This is a genomic window from Alistipes sp. CHKCI003 (assembly GCF_900021155.1).
Classification (GTDB): domain Bacteria; phylum Bacteroidota; class Bacteroidia; order Bacteroidales; family Rikenellaceae; genus Alistipes; species Alistipes excrementavium.
Genome location: NZ_FCNT01000014.1, coordinates 1 through 18049, shown reverse-complemented (window position 1 = coordinate 18049; position 18049 = coordinate 1). Strand labels below are relative to the sequence as shown.

The following is an 18049-nucleotide window of genomic DNA, read 5'->3' as shown; positions in this document are numbered from 1 at the left end:
TATAGAAAATCGTCTCTTATTCTGCAAAATATTTGCACCTTATTTGTTATTAAAACTATCCATTTTATGGATTTGGGCACTAAAAAAAATTTTAAGGGGCCATCTAAACTTGTTAGACAGCCCCTTTTTCGTAAAGGTCAATATGTGGAGTTTACCTTAAACATAGCATAAGGTCAATATTGATTTTTCAGAATATTTCGCTCAAATTTGTACGACAATGCCCCGACTGAGTGTTGCACTAAGCAAAACATTTTTTTACCTTTGTAGGGCCACGAGAGTGGCGTACATATAGTAAAAGTGTTCGCTTTTATTCCGTGTAGGGAAATCTGGAAAATGTTATCTGATATTTGCATAAACAACATTCATTCAGCAAAATACAGTTAAAAACAACCGTTGAAAGAAACGATATAGGAACGAAAGGGGATATAGCATCGGCAATCTAAGCACCTCTCGGCACTCTTGTTTCGTGTTTCTTTTTCTTTTCGTCAGTACATTTAGGAGCGTTTTTCCTGACAATTGCATTATCCCCCTCCTATCGCTTGAATAATACTTGTTTCTTACTGACCAAAAGAAAAAGAGTTATCGAGATGCATCGCATTTGCGAAGCTAAACATTTTCCAAAAACAAAAGCGTACAGGCAATCCAATCTACCCGCCTGAATTTAGTTTACATTAGTTTAGCTTATATATAAAGCTAACTTGATTAAACCGAATCTTCATGCCTCTTATAAATATGCAAAACACTCTGCAAAAATCACCAGTCTACCGAAGACCCATTCTAAACTTTTAATCTTTACAGACGGGACGACATAAAAGAACCGAAATACAAGGGCATTCAACCCCTGTATCCCAGTTCTTTTAAAAATAAACACATAGCGAAAACTGACATTTGAACAAATTGTGGAGAATTAGCTGAATAGTGTTCATTATGCTTTTTCTATAAAAGCAGAGCCAACGAAAAGCCTGCATGAAGCCGAATCGTGTAAGAGTTCAGTTGCAAGATGGATGTCCTCTTGCAATTGTGGGACATATGAAGAATAACTGTGCTATAGGCAAAAGCATCGAAGCGCAAAGAATTAACTTTGTAGTCGATAAAATCCGTGTGGAAGGTAACCCGCGACCAAATTGAAAGACACCTATCTCCGAATTTGCCAAGAAAGTTAGGCACCACAACAGGACACAAGGTGTATTTTAACGATACAAGACCGTATGTATTATAGACATCTATATATGTCTCTTCCGTATACTTACAAGCGGAACGATATTTTCTCTAAAAGAGTTAAATCTTACATTTATCAACGGTTTCGAGTATTTCCTACGGACGAAGAAACAATGTCGCATCAATACCGTATAGGGCTACAACTGGATTGTGTTGAAGCATATTATCTCAAAAGCGCGAAACAATTTGCACATCTCGAAAAGCACTTGCTCGGGCAGAGGACAGGGCTTCTTTTCCGGAGTCGGAAAGTCCGTTCAAATCTATAGTTAAATCAACGGAAATAACGGCTCCATTAGGGATTATACAGAATCTGACATTTAGGTCATTTGGCAAGAGTCTTCCTGAACTTAATCTTCAAACATGCAGCCCGTCTCGATAAAAAGTACTAACTTTACACCTGTTAAATAATTGTGTTGATAACTTGAAATAAATTATTGAAACAAGATATAAACACTTTCACTGTCTGATAGGCTTTATTTTGCAGATAGTAGAAGTGTTTTATTTTAATGGAAGTAAAATGTTTGCTATGGGTGCGTTTAGTGAAGATAGCAGAGTAAAATTCCCCACTCTTATGCATCTCATGGGAATGGGGTATAAATACATATCTCAAAAAGGATTGTTCACTAAGTATGTGACGATTCCAAAAACGGAATCCGATACTCTTACGAACATTTTGTTACAACCGTTTTCGGAAGCCTATTTACATCTGAATCCTCTATCTACACAAGAAGATGCAGACGCTATGCTTCATCGCATTCAGAAGTCGCTCAACAACGACGATCTCGGCAGGCAGTTTTACAAAGAAATACTACTTGACACTACGAACAAAATAATCGACTTGTCTTCTCCCGCGAACTTCATTCACAACAACACATTCCAAGTGGCAACCGAAATGACTTGTGGCGATCTGTCAAGCGACAACTTTCGTCCCGACATAACCATTTTCGTCAATGGCTTGCCTTTGGCTTTTATTGAAGTGAAAAAGGAGAACAACCATGAAGGAATCGATGCTGAGCGCAACCGTATGAGAACACGGTTTGCCAATCCTTGTTTCCGCCGTTATTTGAATATCACGCAAATAATGGTATTCAGTAACGATATGGAATACGACGAACAACTGAAACAGGGAGCTTATTACGCTACTATCGGCAAAACCGATACCCTCTATAATTGCTTTCACGAGGAAGGACAAGATAGTTTCCCTATTCAGAAAAGATATAACACTGTTTCTGCCGAGGACGAGGAAATATTGCTGCGTGACAATAATGTGCCTCAATACAAAAACAATAGTGAGTACAAAACGAATTGCAAAGTCGAGACACCTACTAAGCGCATTTGTGAGAGTTTGTTCAGTTTTGAACGTTTCTATTTCTTCTTGCGCTATGGGATAGCCTATGTAGACCATCCCAATGGACTGCAAAAACACATTATGCGCTATCCGCAAGTATTCGCAACAAAATCGATTGAGCGACACCTTGATAAGGAGGAACGTAAGGGTATTATTTGGCATACCCAAGGTAGTGGAAAGACTGCGCTTGCGTATTTTAATGTCAAATATCTGACCGATTATTATTCTAGCCAAGGCATAGTCCCGCAATTCTTCTTTATTGTAGACCGTATCGATCTTTTGGAGCAGGCACAAAAAGAGTTTACCCGCAGAGGATTGAAAGTCAATCCTATTCAAAACAAAGAAGACTTTGCCAATCTGATAAAGGATGGTGTGACCACACAAAACCAAGAAGGCAAATTGGAGATAACCGTTGTCAATATCCAAAAGTTTTCCCAAGACAGCCGGGCACTCGCTAAAAATGCGTATAACGTCAAGGTGAAGCGCATTTATTTTATTGACGAAGCGCATCGTAATTACAATCCCAAAGGCTGTTTTTTGAAAAATTTGATTGCGAGCGATGAGAATGCAATCAAAATAGCATTGACGGGTACACCCATAATCGGCGAAGGATATAATACCAAAGATATTTTTGGTGATTATATCCATACATATTATTATAACGCTTCTATTGCAGATGGTTACACGCTTCGGCTCATACGCGAAGACATCGGGTCGAACTTTAAGATAACAATGAAAGAAGCCCTTAACAGCATAAGGGTAAAAAAGCAAACTGTTAAAGAAGTCGATGTCTATGCCCACGAGAACTATGTACACCCTTTACTCGACTACATAATCAATGATTTGCAGGAGTTCCGAAGCAAGTATTCCGACCCATCATTGGGCGCACTTGCCGTATGCAACAGTAAAGAACAAGCGATAATGATGTATCGGCTGTTTTTGGAAAACTATGCCGATGAATCGGAACTCGACAATTATACGGGCGAGGATGGGCAAATAATCTACCGCAGTATTTCGGCTAACGAAATTGAGGTCAAGAAGACCTCGCCTCGAAAAGGACGTTACCGCGCTGCCCTTATTCTCTATGACAGTTTCGATAAATCCACCCGTTCCAAATGGATTGACTTGTTCAAAAACGGAAGAATCGATTTATTAATCGTATTCCAAATGTTGCAAACGGGTTTTGACGCTCCGCGATTGAAGAAATTGTATCTACACCGCATGGTCAAGGAACACAATTTGCTGCAAACGCTTACGCGTGTTAATCGCCCGTATAAAGCTATGAAGTTCGGGCATGTTGTAGACTTTGCCAACATCGAGGAAGAATATAGCAAGACACATAAGGACTACCAAGAAGAACTTGAAAAAGAGGTCGGTCAAAAACACACTTCTTCTATGGATAGGCTGTTTGTTACCATTGAGGAAGCAATGAGAAATGTCGCAGACGCTAAAGTAACTTTGGCTGACTACGATTTGACCAACCCTCAAATTTTTTCTCGCCAGCTCAATTTGGTGGATGATCTTGCCACCGTCCGTTCCGTAAACAAAAGTTTGGAAATCCTGCGCAGTATGCAGAATATGCTAATCTCACAGGAAAGTCCGGAAGTGAAAAAGATTGTCGATATACCCGAAATATCAAATTTTATCAAAGCGGCGCGCAATCGCCTTGACCTTCTCTCGTATGAACAGAACTCGAATGACCGCGAAAGCGTGAAGCAACTGCTGAATGCCGCTTTGGAGAACATACACTTCTCGTTCTATAAGAAAGGTGAAGAGGAACTTGAACTTCAAGAGCAATATAGACAATCGGTGGCTCACACACGTAACCAATTGAACGCTTGCGTTGACCCCGATGATCCGGAGTATCGTTCTATCCTCGCAGACTTCCTCGCACTTTTCAAGAAGAAAGAGATGGAATCAGAAGGTGAGTTTAATATGCACGACCGTGTTCAAAACATTAACGGCATACTGAAACGCATTCGCCAAATGAACGAACGCGATGCATTGAAGGCGATCGCCTATAATGGAGACACCAAGTTCGTGCGTATCGAGAAGCGTTTGACCGAACAGGCCGACAGAGAAGAACGGGAGCATACCGAACCTCGTACCTATGCTTGGACAAAGAAGAAAGAGCAGGTGACGGCTGTCTTGCTACTCATAAAAGAAGATGTAGACGATGCTTTCTTCCATAATGAGGCGATTGTCGAGACCCCGGCTTACTTTACTAAAAACATATTAACTTACGTCACCCGCCGTTTTAAGGAGGCGCAGATTTCCACGGCGCGTCCGGCTCGTAAATATGTTAGTGACATTATTTTCAAAGAATATCAAACCATATACTGATTATGGCTATCAACACCATAAAGCAACAGACAAAAGATCTTATCGACCGTCTGAAAAGTACGACAAACAATATTGGCCTTGGTAACAGTGGAAATGAATATACGGTTATCGTAGAAACGTTTCTATACAAATTCCTCAATGATAAGTTTATCTATGAGGCAAAACGTACACTGCCCGAACTTGCCAAAGCGAAGGATGTTTATGAGGCATTGGAGCAACTGTCCGATGATGAATACGAAGAAATGTGTGATATGATGCTCGACACCATTGTATTGAAAAAAGAGCATCTGATTCCGTATCTTGCGAAACGTCAGAATGAGGATAATTTTGCGACTTTATTTGATGCGACATTGGAGGCTATCGCCGACACTAATGAGGAGATTTTCTACATTCTCAACGAGGACGAAACCCGTATCTCCATTATGAAACCGCTTTCAGAGGTGATAACAGGAGGCTCTGCCAAGAAAAACGGCTTTTGCAAATCGTTAATCGGCGACGTGGCAAGTTTCTCTTTTGAAGCAGCTTTTGCCGCAGGGTATGATTTCTTCTCCACCATCTTTGAATACCTGATCAAGGACTACAACTCCAACGGTGGCGGCAACTATGCCGAATACTATACGCCACACGCCATTGCCTCTATTATGGCTCAATTGCTCGTTGATAAGAACGAGGATGTAAAGAGTGTGACTTGTTACGACCCCTCGGCAGGGACAGGTACGCTTGTCATCGCACTTGCCCACCAAATTGGGGAACAGAACTGTACGGTTTTCACGCAGGATATTAGTGACAAGTCTTCGACCATGTTAATGCTGAATCTTATATTGAACAGCATGAGCCATTCTCTGACGCACGTCATACAAGGCAATACGCTGAAGCACCCTTATCACAAAGAGGGACACAAGCTTCGTAAGTTTGACTATATCGTCAGCAACCCGCCTTTCAAGCTCGATTTTTCCGAGTACCATTCCGATCTCAAAGCTGACCATTACCGTGGACGTTTCTTTGCGGGTATTCCCAACATACCCAATAAGGATAAGAAAAGTATGGAAATTTACCTATGCTTTTTTCAACATTTGCTTTACAGCCTGAAAGAAACAGGTAAAGGGGCTATCGTTGTGCCTACCGGATTTATTACAGCCAAGAATGGTATTGCCTTTAAAATACGCAAACACCTCGTGGATAATAAGATTCTGAAAGGTGTGGTAAGTATGCCAAGTAATGTCTTCGCTAACACAGGTACGAACGTCAGCGTGGTTTTCATTGATAAAAATAAGACAGAGAAGCCCGTGTTTATTGACGCAAGCAAACTTGGCGAAACTGTCAAAATAGGAAAGAACCAAAAGACGAATCTTCGTCCTTATGAGATCGCGCAGATTGTAGATACTTTCCGAAACAAAAAAGCGATAGACCAATTCTCGGTTACTCCGTCCTACGAAGAAGTAGCGGAAAAAGGGTATAGCTTCTCAGCCGGACAGTATTTTGATATTAAGATTGAGTATGTCGATATAACCGAAAAGGAGTTCAACAAGCGTATGGCAGGCTACGAAAAAACACTTACCGAACAATTTGCGGAAAGCCACCGGCTTGAAAAGGTGATAATGGCACAGTTGAAGACATTGAAATTTAACCAATAGTGTTATGTTGGCCGGCTTGACTCAATGGGCTACGCTATTAAGCCCTATAATTAGTGTAATTGCTATAATTGTTGCGCTAAATGTTGCTCGCAGTTCATCGAAAGATGCACAGGAACAGATTAAGGCTATTCACCACCTGCTCGATGTATTTGTGGCGGCAAATAATTTGGACATAGTAGAAGCTCAGCGAAAATACCAACAGCAACTCGTAGAATTAGATAGCCAAATTGAAGATGTGCAAATGGAAGTCGATACCGTATATCCTTTTGTAGGCGGAGCAAGAATTGACCACATCATAACCGCACAAGAAAAGGCGGAACAAAAAGCACATCTTAATCAGTTATTGGCCAAGCGCAAAGAGATTGAGGTAAATCTATCTCTGATTCAAGACTATATTAAAAAGGCAATATGGTAAATGAAGTTAACAAAATATAAATTAGGCGACATTGCTAATATAGAGATTAGCGGGGTTGATAAAAAATGCATAGCTGGGGAGTTTCCTGTTCGGCTATGTAATTTTGTCGATGTTTATCGCAATTGGGCTATCACTTCCGAAATGGCTGCAAACTTCATGGAAGCCACTGCCCGTCAAACAGAAATAAATAAATTTACAATCAAAAAAGGGCAGGTTGTTCTAACAAAAGATAGCGAGACAAGAGATGATATAGGAATATCTACTTATATAGCCGATGATTTTGATGATGTAGTATTAGGCTATCACAATGCACTAATCACGCCTAATCCCAAGTTGCTGAATGGGAAATATCTCAATGCATTGTTTCACACCGATTATGCAAAAAGATATTTTGCCTTTAATGCCTCCGGAAGCGGGCAACGATATGCTCTTTCTGGAGAAGCTCTGAATTCTTTTCCAGTTCTATTACCACCTACACTGAAGGAGCAGGAAGCAATAGGCAATTTTTTCTCTTTGATAGACCGAAAAATTTCGCTTAACCGTGCGATAAATCAGAATTTAGAGGCAATGGCAAAGCAACTCTATGATTATTGGTTTGTGCAGTTTGACTTTCCGAATGAGGAAGGCAAACCTTATAAATCAAGTGGTGGTGAAATGGTTTGGAATGAAAAGCTCAAGAGAGAGATTCCGGAAGGGTGGAATATAGCAAAACTTGAAAATTCATTTCAGGTTGTATCTGATAAAGCCAAGAAAGAGGATATACAACATTTGTTATATGCTCCTATAGAAGTATTACCAAGAAAGCAAATGAGCTTTCACGATACTGCACCTATTGAAAATGCTGTGAGTGGATTATGTAAATTTGAGAAAGGAAACATTCTTCTATCAAATCGTAGAGTATATTTCCATAAAGTATGCATTGCACCCTTTGATGGAGTTACAAGAGATACAGTAATTGTATTAAAAGCAATAAATGAAAGTACATTGGGGTTTGATTATCAAATTATAAATTCTGAGTATTTCATTTCTTATGCTACTAAGTTTTCTTATGGGTCAGAGCAACCAGTTCTTAGTTGGCAGGACGCCAAGAATTATTATTATGCAAAGCCTAATAATGAAACAGCTAAAAAATATTCAAATTGTGTAGCTCCTTTGATTAATAAAGTCCTTGAAGTTCAGAATGAACTAAGAGAACTGACTAAGCAACGAGACGAACTCTTACCACTCCTAATGAACGGTCAAGTATCGGTAAATTCTGATTTATCTGCTGATTAATACACGCTTTTCGCTCGATCTTGAGTAGTGTTTCGGCAATGCGATTTTGCTATTCAAGGGTATAGCCTGGGATTTAGTCTGTTTGCCACTTCAAAATTCGTTTTATATTGCATAATCTCTTTACCTCTGCTTGCAGATTGTATGGCAACCCTCCCGATGACGAATGTCTGTCGGGGTATTGAGCTACCCCCTCCCTGCGTTTCGTGGCAGGTGGGCAAGCCCAAACAAAAATAGCTTCGACAAATGCCTGCCATCTGAAAAAATACGAATCGCAGACAGATGTCCAACCGAATAGATATATTTTCAAACGACGATAAAAACTGAAAACGGGCTTCGATCCAAGATCAACTACTTCTAACAATTCTATTAGTAATGATATTATTAGTAACAATTATATTACTTATCTTTGCCCACGAATAATAGTTGAAGACTTATGGAGAACAAGCCTTTTATATTCGGTGTTGCGACCTCGGGTGATAACTTTACCGATCGGGAGAAAGAAACGGAACGCCTGTTGTTGAATTTCCGGCATGGTGTGAACACGGTGTTGATTTCGCCTCGTCGCTGGGGTAAAACGTCTTTGGTACAGAAAGCGTGTCGCCTGGCACAGTTCGATAAATTAGAGATCGTTTATATCGACATTTTTTCTTGTCGCAGTGACAGGGATTTTTACAATGCTTTTGCGTCCGCCATTCTTAAACAGACTTCCTCGAAGGTGGATGAATGGCTGGAGAATATCAAATTATTTCTTTCCCGTATCAGCCCCAAAATTTCAATGGGGCCGGACCCGATGACGGATTTCTCCATATCGCTCGAACTGAATTCCAAGAGCAGCGACATCGACGAAATCCTACAACTTCCCGAAAAAATAGCGCAGAAAAAAGGTTATAATATCGTCGTCTGCATCGACGAGTTCCAGCAGATCGCCGAGTTCAAGGATTCCAAAACATTCCAGAAGCGGCTGCGCTCCGTATGGCAGTTGCAGAAATCGGTCTCTTATTGTTTGTTCGGCAGCAAGAAACATTTGATGAACGAGCTGTTCGAGAAAAAGAGCCTGCCGTTTTACAAGTTCGGCGATGTTATTTATTTACAGAAGATAGGAACAGCGGACTGGATCGACTACATCTGCGGCCGTTTCGAGGCCACGGGCAAACATATCTCGAAAGAGCTGGCCGAAAAGATATGCCAAAGGGTTGATAACCATTCTTCGTATGTGCAGCAGTTGGCATGGCTGGTATGGATTCATACGGACAAAGTCGCAACGAAGCAGGATTTCGAGGAAGCGTACCAGGATATTATCGATCAGAACACGCCGCTGTTCGAGAAGCAGACCGAGAGCCTTACGACCTATCAGATGAATTTCCTGCGAGCCATTTTAGACGGGGTTCATAGTGAATTTACCACGCAGGAGGTTCTGCAAAAATATCAACTCGGTTCGTCGGCCAATGTCAGCATCGTAAAACGGGCGCTGGTCAAGAAAGAGCTTATCGAAATCGAAAAGCGTCAGGCGGTCATCCCCGATCCTGTAATGACGGTGTGGCTGAAACGGGAATTAGGGGCGTGATCCGCGTCGGAGAAAGAATGTCGGTAGCTCGCCAGCGCTTGAACGTATTCGGGGAGCAAGTATAGGTTTTGTGTCCCGTAAAACCGTCGGACAAACCGAAAAGCTGCCGGACACCGCAGTGGAAAAATATCGGCACGAAGTCCCGAACAAGGCTTTACGAAGGCAACGGATAGGAGGGAAAGAACAACACAATCCGCCTGATTTTCTTTTTCCCTCATTTCTGCCCAAAGCGATTTGTTTAGTTTTTCTTCTTATATACGCCCAACTAAACTAAACTTGAAATTCAAGCCTGTAAGGTGAATAATTCTGGCTTCTGAAACTTTACCGACAGAACCGGAAATTTATTGGGGATCAGTCGAACAAACCGTTTACCAGATTAACGGCATCGTCCTTTTTCTGATTGATGATTTTGGCGTACACCTGCGTCATCTTGACATCCGCATGGCCGAGCAGTTTCGAGGTCGTATAGAGGTCTGCACCGAGTGTCAGCATCATCGTGGCGAATGTATGCCTCGCCGTGTGGAATGTGAACCGCTTGTCGATTCCTGCCGCTTTCGCCCAAGGTTTGAGAAGCGTGTTTATCGTCGTTGGGCTAGGCAAGTCAAATACATGGTCTTCCGCTGTCTTATCTCCACGTTCAGGCATCCATTTCAAAGCTTCGGGAGAAAGCGGCAAATAGATCGGTTCTTTGGTCTTTTGCATGGATATGGCCAAACGGCATTGTCCTCTGTCTACAAACACATCTTTCCATTTCAGCCCGATAATGTCGCTTATCCGCAGTCCGCAGAAGCAGGAGAACAAATAAGCCTGTTTTACAGCCTCGTTTTTCATCGGGGTGGCAATCAGTGCTCGCACCTCTTCTATAGTCATATACGACCACTTACTCTCCGGTAAACGAATTTTATCCGAGTTGTTGATTTTGGTAAACGGATTCGTTTTGATGATTTCCGCACGCACGGCGGCGTTTAAAGCTCCGTTCAGAATACGGTAATAGGTATGGAGCGTAAAGTTCGATACACGCCTTCCTTTGGGGCGATATTGCGTTTGTAGGTAGTCGAGGTAGTCTTGACAAAAAGCCTTGTCGATTTGATCCATCGTCACCCACTCTCCAGCAAAATCTTTCAGGATTCGGATCGTTACTTTAATTTGGTTGCCATCCTTTTTGCCTCGTTTTTCCTGATTTCTTTTATAGATGTCCATCCAATTAAGCAAGTAAAATTTTTCCTTGTTTACAATCCCTGCCTCACCGCTGGTCAGTTGGATGATACGCTTCGACTTGATGGCATTGGCGGCTGCCATCGTCATTTGATTCTGATTGCGGGCATAATGATCCGTTTCGGGAATGATATACATCTTCAGATACTCGTATGTCCGTTTGCCGTCACGGTATATATCTAAATACAGGCTTTTGTTTCCGTTTGCTAAATCTTTCATCCGAAGACGGATAGGTTCTTTGACTTTTGCAGGCTTCCTCACTCGTGGCATAGTTCCTCCTCTTTTACTCGTTATTTCTGCTGCAAAACCACAAATAAAAGCCGAGCCTGAGGAACAAATAAGGAACAAAAATGCACCTAAAAAGAGCTAAGCAACAATAATCAAGCAAAACAAGTGAAGATATAAATACAAGATAAATACTCATTATACAGATTATTCATTTTCAATTAATTGGTTTTTAATTTCTTCTCCAACTCATACTATATAAATCTAATAAAAATTTCACATGACAGACACAGGGATAAAACAGCGCGCTCATTGCTTGTATGGTATGCGGTCATCATCGCCTACTATTACAGGTGTGGGGCATTGTTTTATTGGTGTCTAAGGCTTACCAGAGCCTCCCTACTCAATAAGACGACTGTTCCACACTTTTTTCATGTAAATCAGCCATATCGGAACAGGATGGCAACAAAAACCTGTGCTATGAAAAAACTAATCACTTGCGGGCTTATGTTCTTCATATTGGCCGCATCCGGTATGTATGCCGCACCGCCAACACAGGAGACCGACAAAAAAGCCCTGCGAGAACAACGTCGGGAAGAACGGAGGCAAAAGCGAGAAGAACGCAGAGAAGAGCGCCAGCAAAGAAAAAAGAGCAGAAAACCCCGCAACCCTCGGTTTCTGTACCCCCAACTAATCCTGCCCCGGAAATTATTCACGAAGAAATCGAGACTCCTCGTGAGCCAGTCATTATTCCAAAGCAAAAAGAAACGAAACCGCAATCTACTCCGATCAAAAATCAAACGCATTCTACATCTCCGAAAATCATACAATCATCCAAACAAGCCGTATCTCCAATTATACCCGCGCCTGAAGCTCCATATCCTGATACAAAATCAGAAAAAGGGAATCCAGTACTATGGCTTTTACTCATCATTGGATTATTTGTATTTCTAATTTTACGCTGGCTATTTTCACGCCGCTGCGGGAACTGCGGAAGATTCTGGGCGATGCGAGTAATTGATGAAGCATACCTCGGCCGAGTTAAAACCGAGCGAGTTAAAAACGGAACTCAATCGTATCTCGTCCACTATAACCGCATTCAGGTTACCCGCCAATGCAAATATTACGGACATCAGGACTGTTTCAACAAAACCGTAAAGGGAGATGCCGAATAACGACTATTTGTACCTAATAAACTATTAAAAAATGAAACGGATTCTTTATTTATTATTCGCTGCTTCCGCTCTATGGGGTTGTAATAGCGATTACGATGATTCGGCATTGACCGGACGCGTGGACGACCTCGAAAACAGGGTCGCAAAACTCGAAGAATTATGCAAGCAGATGAACACCTACATTTCATCCCTGCAAATCCTTGTCGATGCGCTCCAAAACAAAGACTACATTACCGGCGTGTCCCCATTACCAAGGACGGAAAAACAATTGGTTACACCATTTCCTTTACCCAAAGCGCACCGGTTACGATTTACAACGGACAGGATGGAAAAGACGGTCAGGACGGCAAACCCGGCGAAGACGGGAAAGACGGCTCTACCCCGGTTATCGGAGTAAAGCAGGATGCCGACGGAATCTATTACTGGACGCTTAACGGCGACTGGCTGACGGATGATTCCGGCAACAAGATAAAAGCAGAAGGCCGCGACGGTCAAGATGGTAAACCGGGACAGGACGGCAACGATGGGCAGGACGGAAACTCCAGCGAAGATGGCGAGGACGAGCAGGATGGCAAGCCCGGAGAGAATGGAAAAGACGGCATAACGCCTCAATTGAAAATCGAGGGCGGATACTGGTATATCTCCTATGACGGAGCATCGTGGACACAGCTCGGCAAGGCAACGGACGATAAAGGCGAGCAGGAAGGGGCGGGACAGGCCGGAGGCATCTTCAAGGATGTCGAAGAAACCGATGACAGCGTTATATTCACCTTGAATGACAACAGCACTATTACGATTCCGAAAACAACGGCATCCGAAAAATTGGATATCACATTCAGCAATACGGAATCCATCAATGTCTTGCCGGGAAAAACCTATGAAATCGAATATACGATTATCAGAGTGGATGAAACGACACGAATCGAGGTGGTAGCGCAAGACCTCTATAAGGCGTCTGTTTGACCGACAGATTACCGATCCGGGAAAATCATCGTTACAACACTATCGGACGACCTCGAAGCAAGCCGCATTTTGGTATTTGTCTCCAAAGGAACGAATACCATCATGCGCATTATCAATTTTGTCGAGAGCGTCATTATCGTTTCGACCGACACCGTGGAGATTGCCGCAGAAGGCGAAACCGTGCAGGTCGAAGTGGAAACCAATGTAACCTATACGGTGGAAATTCCGGAGGCAGATCGTGTTTGGCTGTCTATTGCAGAAACACGCGCGGCGACACATAAAGAAACTCTTACTTTTATCGCCCAAGCCAATCCGAACACGACCTATCGCTATTCAACCGTCAACCTGAAAGACGATAGCGGGCTGGTAGCACAAAGCATTCTGTTCGCGCAAAAGGCTTCGGGATATAAAACGGTTCATGTCGAAACGGCAGGAACATTGGAAAACTACATTTCCGCCGATGAAAAAGAGAAATTGATCGGACTGAAACTGACGGGTAAACTCAACACTTTCGACTACGATTTCATGCGCACCATGTCCGCATTGGAATCCGTCGATCTGGCACAAATCGACAATACGACCATTCCGGCCAGTTGCTTCAAAGAAAGTACGGTCAAAACGGTCATTCTACCGCTGAATTTGGAAGTTATACCGGACAATGCGTTCTCTAACAGTAGCATTACATCTATCGATATACCATCAACCGTTGTTTCGATTGGCAATAACGCCTTTGATAATTGCTCATTGCTGGCTGGGAACTTACTCCTACCCAATGACTTACAAAGCATAGGAAATAATGCTTTTCGCCTATGTGGGAAATTAACTGGAAATTTGCATATCCCTAACAGTGTAATAAACTTAGGCAGCTATGCCTTTAGTGATTGCAGTTTTACTACGTTAACATTAGAGAGAGGGATAACAACTATTCCCAAATATTGCTTCAAGCTCGGTAAGAGCTTTACAGGAAATCTTATCATCCCAGATCAAGTAGAAGTTATCAAAGAGCATGCCTTTTATAGCTCACCTTTAATGGATATTTGACATTAGGAAGTGGTCTACAAAGCATAGGCTTTGGGGCCTTCACTGGCGTTAATGGCACCGCCGTTTCTGGCCATTTTAATAAAATCTATTGTAAGGCAATCGAACCTCCAATACTTCAATACGATATTATGCGGTCTTGTGATTGTAAATATCTCGGAGTTCCCGTTGGAAGCAGGGATGCCTACCGCGCACAAATTATTGGGATGAATTTTCACCTATCGAAGAAGTCGAATTTTAAGCTATGGCACTAATCTATTTTGATGATAATGGGCAACGTCAAGAATTACATAGCTGCCCATGGCAAACAAATCTTGAAAATCGCCAAGAAATTGCAGACTACCTAATCAGACGTTTACAGGAAAAGAATTACTCCGCAGACACATGGTTTACTGCACAAAATTTAGTCGGCGAAAATCAAGTCGATTGGGAAAACACCGAACCATTGAATACCATAACAACACGCTATTTGAACAGAAATACTCAAAAAACCATTTTAGGTAAAATTTTGAAACGAGCATTATTCGATCTGAACGAAACTTATGAAATAAGGTATGAATTCAAAACCCTTTATCGGAAAAAAGAATAATCTCGTATACAATTCCAGTCGTGGATAAAGTCCATAGCTGTAAGTTGTTATCCAAATCTTTTCCGAATCTTTATCCCGACCGTTCTTAGTTGTCCCGACCTGCCGCAACCCGGCAGGTCGCTTTGTTAAATCCCGACAGAAGATACTGCGATGCGATTACGGCTCATGTAGTCGGGGACTCGATAAAATTTCATTAACCACCTGTTTCGAGCCAATGTATAGGGCTTAAATAAGCAAGCCGCAATGATGGTCTCCAGTCCATATCGGCTGAATCGACCTGCGTATTCACAGCCGGAATGTATTACCCAAAAACAAAATCACATGAAAAACAAAGAAGAAATCAGACACTATCTTGACACCCAATTTAGCCCATCGGAAGACGATATGGTGCAAATCGTCCGGAACGATTTCGACCGCATTTTGAATAACGCGGCATCTTGCGCCCTAATTACAGTAGAGGGCGCAATGCCCGTCTTGGCGGAGCGACTCCGCACCGAATTGGAAGCCCTGCACATCGAAGCCGACCTCGACGCGATTGTAAAAGTAAGCTATCATCCCGCATCGGAGATTAGTTTCGACGACCTATGCAGCCTCTTAACCGTCATTCACGAATTTGCCCCACAGGTTAATATCGTCTGGGGCTGCGGCACGGATGCAAAACTGGCTGAAACCGACTATTCGATTCTGTTACTGATCGGGACATCGGCAGAGTAAATTTGCAAGGCCTGCCAACACAAACTAAATAAACAACGAATACTACACTAATACATCCAAGGGGGAGTGCCCATTACGACGAATACAAAGAGGTCTATATCGAGGTGGAATATTGTTATCACATAATAGTTGCACTTGCCTTAACCCCTTATAATATTTAGGTTTGCTAATTCTTCGTGGATACAACCGAGTGTTAGTCACAAAAGGGATAGATCTATCATCTTCAGAACAAATGAGCCTACATCCTGATGTTAACACAATGGCCATCAAATGAGGATCATCAAAATTAGGATCAACTATATTAGTTTCAAAATATACTTGCTCATGATCGACCTGTTGATCCTCTATGTGAATAGCACAATTATACATATTCATCAGACTAAATATTTTCATATATTTAGATGCTTTTTTTAGCTCTTCAATATATTTTGTACCACCATATACAACTTTCCCTTTACCTGAAATTATCCATTTTAATACAGGAACAAATTCATTATGCCTTGCGGATGTTTTATTAAACACATTTGCAAAACAGTTTGTATCTATTATAATGCACATAATCAAATTTCCAATAATCGTAATTCCTCATTCATAAAGAATTCCCCAAAACTTGAAGGCAAATCATCAGGATAACGACCATTAGGCAAAATTGGAAGTGCCTGAAACATTGTTCCATTATCTGTTCGCTCAAAAAAGATAACTTGCGCTTGCGGTAAACTTTTTCTTTGTGATTTATGTAATAAATATCGAAATCTATTTATTGTATAATCACTATGAGTTTCCATCACAAACCTATTTCTATTACTTATGCAGTTATCAAAAATAAATTCGCCAAATGCCGCTTGTGCTTTAGGATGTAAGTGGACTTCAGGCTGTTGAATCGCAATAAGCTCCCCTTTAGTAATTAATAGCTCAACCAAAACAGGCATAATTTGAGAAACCCCATATCCAACATTTGTAATTTTTATTGGCATCGAATTATATGTTATATCTATTTCAAATGGAGAACCTTTTTGTTTACTGAATCGAGCAATCTTTATCGAATCAAATAAATTACTATTTTTTCCGAATTTTTCTAATGCTCTTATTATAAGGTCTGTACCATTTGATGCCTTTTGAAATAAGTTATGTAAAACAACAGGAATATGAGCGCCATCACTTGATTGATTAACAGAAAAGCTCTCATAATAACGTTGAGGTTTAGCTCGAATAGGCGCAATCCAACTAAAATTTGTAAAAAAGAAAGAGTATCTTGTATCACTCCGAATACCTAATTGACGCAATTTTTCCTCCAACAATGTGCGAACTTGATATAATGATTTGTCTTTCGAAATACTAAGCCGCTTAAATCCACTCCAGCTATCATCATTACTAATCCATTGTTCAAATGAAGTTTTTTTAAAATCTTTTATTTTATATGAAACCCCATTCTTTTTATTAATAAAATATTTAATCAACACTGTTTTGTCCCCTACAAGGTATTGCATTTCGTCCAAGACAGGCGTCCCTTTTTTATTGACATATCTAAATTTAAAATAAGAAAGAGTTTCATTCGGTTGTTCAAGCACTTCTAAACCAATGCTAAAAGACTCCAAATCATTCGAAAATTTATTAATAATTTCCTCAAAATAACCTAATTCCACTTCATTGCTATTTAAATTTCCTGACAACCAAAAGTCTGGTTGGTGTATTAAATATAACAAATTTAGAACAGCTGTTTTTCCTGAACTATTTTCACCCACAAAAAAATTAACATCAACAAGGGGCAGAAACACCCGCTTGTAGCCTTTATAATTTTCCAAAAAAAGTGTTTTTATTACCATAACTCAAGTATTTAGGTCATACAAAAATAGTAAAAAGAATGTAATATATAATATCAGTTTGAGCAGATTCTTTAACTAAAAATATTAAATAGCAACTATTTATGTACCACTTGTGTACCGCCGTCATTTTTCCGGCTATATACTGCAAAAGGAAAACTCTTGATATTCGATTGAATATCAAGAGTTTTCCATCAGTCGGGGTGACTGGATTCGAACCAGCGACCACACGCCCCCCAGACGTGTACTCTAACCGGACTGAGCTACGCCCCGATACCGTTTCCCTTTGCTTTGGGACTGCAAATATAGTATATTTTTGCGAAATCACACAATTCTCGCATAATTTTTTCTATTTTTGTGCGATATGAAATCGCTTCCGCCCTTCACACCGCTCTCCGCAGCCCGCATCGCCGCCGGCTGCGCAAGTCGGTTCCGCACCTCATCGCCAAGCCTTTCCGCCGCCCGCGCCGCCCATACTTCCGGCACTACCGACACCCCGAGCCTCTCCGGGAC

The 18049-nt window shown here is 41.4% G+C and carries 13 protein-coding genes and 1 tRNA gene; 10 read left to right on the top strand and 4 right to left on the bottom strand.

The genetic code is table 11. The features are described 5' to 3' along the window. Positions 1-1696: 1696 nt before the first annotated feature. The 5 genes from BN3659_RS02560 (at position 1697) to BN3659_RS02540 (ending at position 9797) form a co-directional block, all read left to right on the top strand. The gene (locus tag BN3659_RS02560) at positions 1697-4909 is read left to right on the top strand and encodes a DEAD/DEAH box helicase family protein (protein WP_224757903.1); all 3213 of its coding nucleotides are present in this window, start codon (positions 1697-1699) and stop codon (positions 4907-4909) included. A gap of 2 nt (positions 4910-4911) precedes the next feature. Continuing rightward, positions 4912-6543, top strand: coding sequence for an HsdM family class I SAM-dependent methyltransferase (locus BN3659_RS02555; protein ID WP_091534353.1), 1632 nt, complete (start codon positions 4912-4914; stop codon positions 6541-6543). Positions 6544-6547: 4 nt separating this feature from the next. Continuing rightward, positions 6548-6958 (top strand): hypothetical protein, encoded by a 411-nt coding sequence (locus BN3659_RS02550; RefSeq protein ID WP_091534352.1) that lies wholly within the window; start codon positions 6548-6550, stop codon positions 6956-6958. Continuing rightward, complete coding sequence (locus tag BN3659_RS02545) at positions 6959-8233, top strand: restriction endonuclease subunit S (RefSeq protein ID WP_091534350.1); 1275 nt, start codon at positions 6959-6961, stop codon at positions 8231-8233. It begins immediately after the preceding gene. Between the two features lie 433 nt (positions 8234-8666). Continuing rightward, a complete protein-coding gene (locus tag BN3659_RS02540) occupies positions 8667-9797 on the top strand; it encodes an AAA family ATPase (RefSeq protein WP_091534349.1) in 1131 nt (376 codons plus the stop codon). 351 nt (positions 9798-10148) lie between these two features. On the opposite strand, the gene BN3659_RS02535 is transcribed toward BN3659_RS02540, so the two are convergent. Then, positions 10149-11282 carry a site-specific integrase gene (locus BN3659_RS02535; RefSeq protein WP_091534347.1) on the bottom strand — a complete coding sequence of 378 codons (1134 nt, stop codon included), beginning with the start codon at positions 11280-11282 and terminating at the stop codon, positions 10149-10151. A 452-nt stretch (positions 11283-11734) separates the two neighbouring features. Between BN3659_RS02535 and BN3659_RS02530 the strand changes: the two genes are divergently transcribed. The 5 genes from BN3659_RS02530 to BN3659_RS02515 all read left to right on the top strand — a co-directional run bounded on the left by BN3659_RS02530 (position 11735) and on the right by BN3659_RS02515 (position 15716). Beyond that, a complete protein-coding gene (locus BN3659_RS02530; RefSeq protein ID WP_171847681.1) occupies positions 11735-12412 on the top strand; it encodes a hypothetical protein in 678 nt (225 codons plus the stop codon). 159 nt (positions 12413-12571) lie between these two features. After that, positions 12572-13375, top strand: a complete 804-nt coding sequence (locus BN3659_RS13035) for a PL29 family lyase N-terminal domain-containing protein (RefSeq protein WP_091534344.1) — start codon at positions 12572-12574, stop codon at positions 13373-13375. A gap of 102 nt (positions 13376-13477) precedes the next feature. Beyond that, positions 13478-14416, top strand: a complete 939-nt coding sequence (locus BN3659_RS02520; protein WP_091534342.1) for a leucine-rich repeat protein — start codon at positions 13478-13480, stop codon at positions 14414-14416. Positions 14417-14657: 241 nt separating this feature from the next. After that, complete coding sequence (locus BN3659_RS12745; protein ID WP_141682463.1) at positions 14658-15002, top strand: hypothetical protein; 345 nt, start codon at positions 14658-14660, stop codon at positions 15000-15002. Positions 15003-15323: 321 nt separating this feature from the next. Continuing rightward, the gene (locus BN3659_RS02515) at positions 15324-15716 is read left to right on the top strand and encodes a hypothetical protein (protein ID WP_091534341.1); all 393 of its coding nucleotides are present in this window, start codon (positions 15324-15326) and stop codon (positions 15714-15716) included. A 42-nt stretch (positions 15717-15758) separates the two neighbouring features. On the opposite strand, the gene BN3659_RS12740 is transcribed toward BN3659_RS02515, so the two are convergent. From BN3659_RS12740 to BN3659_RS02505, 3 genes are all read right to left on the bottom strand, one after another. Then, complete coding sequence (locus BN3659_RS12740) at positions 15759-16274, bottom strand: hypothetical protein (RefSeq protein WP_141682462.1); 516 nt, start codon at positions 16272-16274, stop codon at positions 15759-15761. 2 nt (positions 16275-16276) lie between these two features. Then, positions 16277-17539: an AAA family ATPase gene (locus BN3659_RS02510; protein WP_091534339.1), complete on the bottom strand. Its 1263-nt coding sequence runs from the start codon at positions 17537-17539 to the stop codon at positions 16277-16279. A gap of 195 nt (positions 17540-17734) precedes the next feature. Beyond that, a tRNA-Pro gene (locus BN3659_RS02505) sits at positions 17735-17809 on the bottom strand. Positions 17810-18049 lie beyond the last annotated feature (240 nt).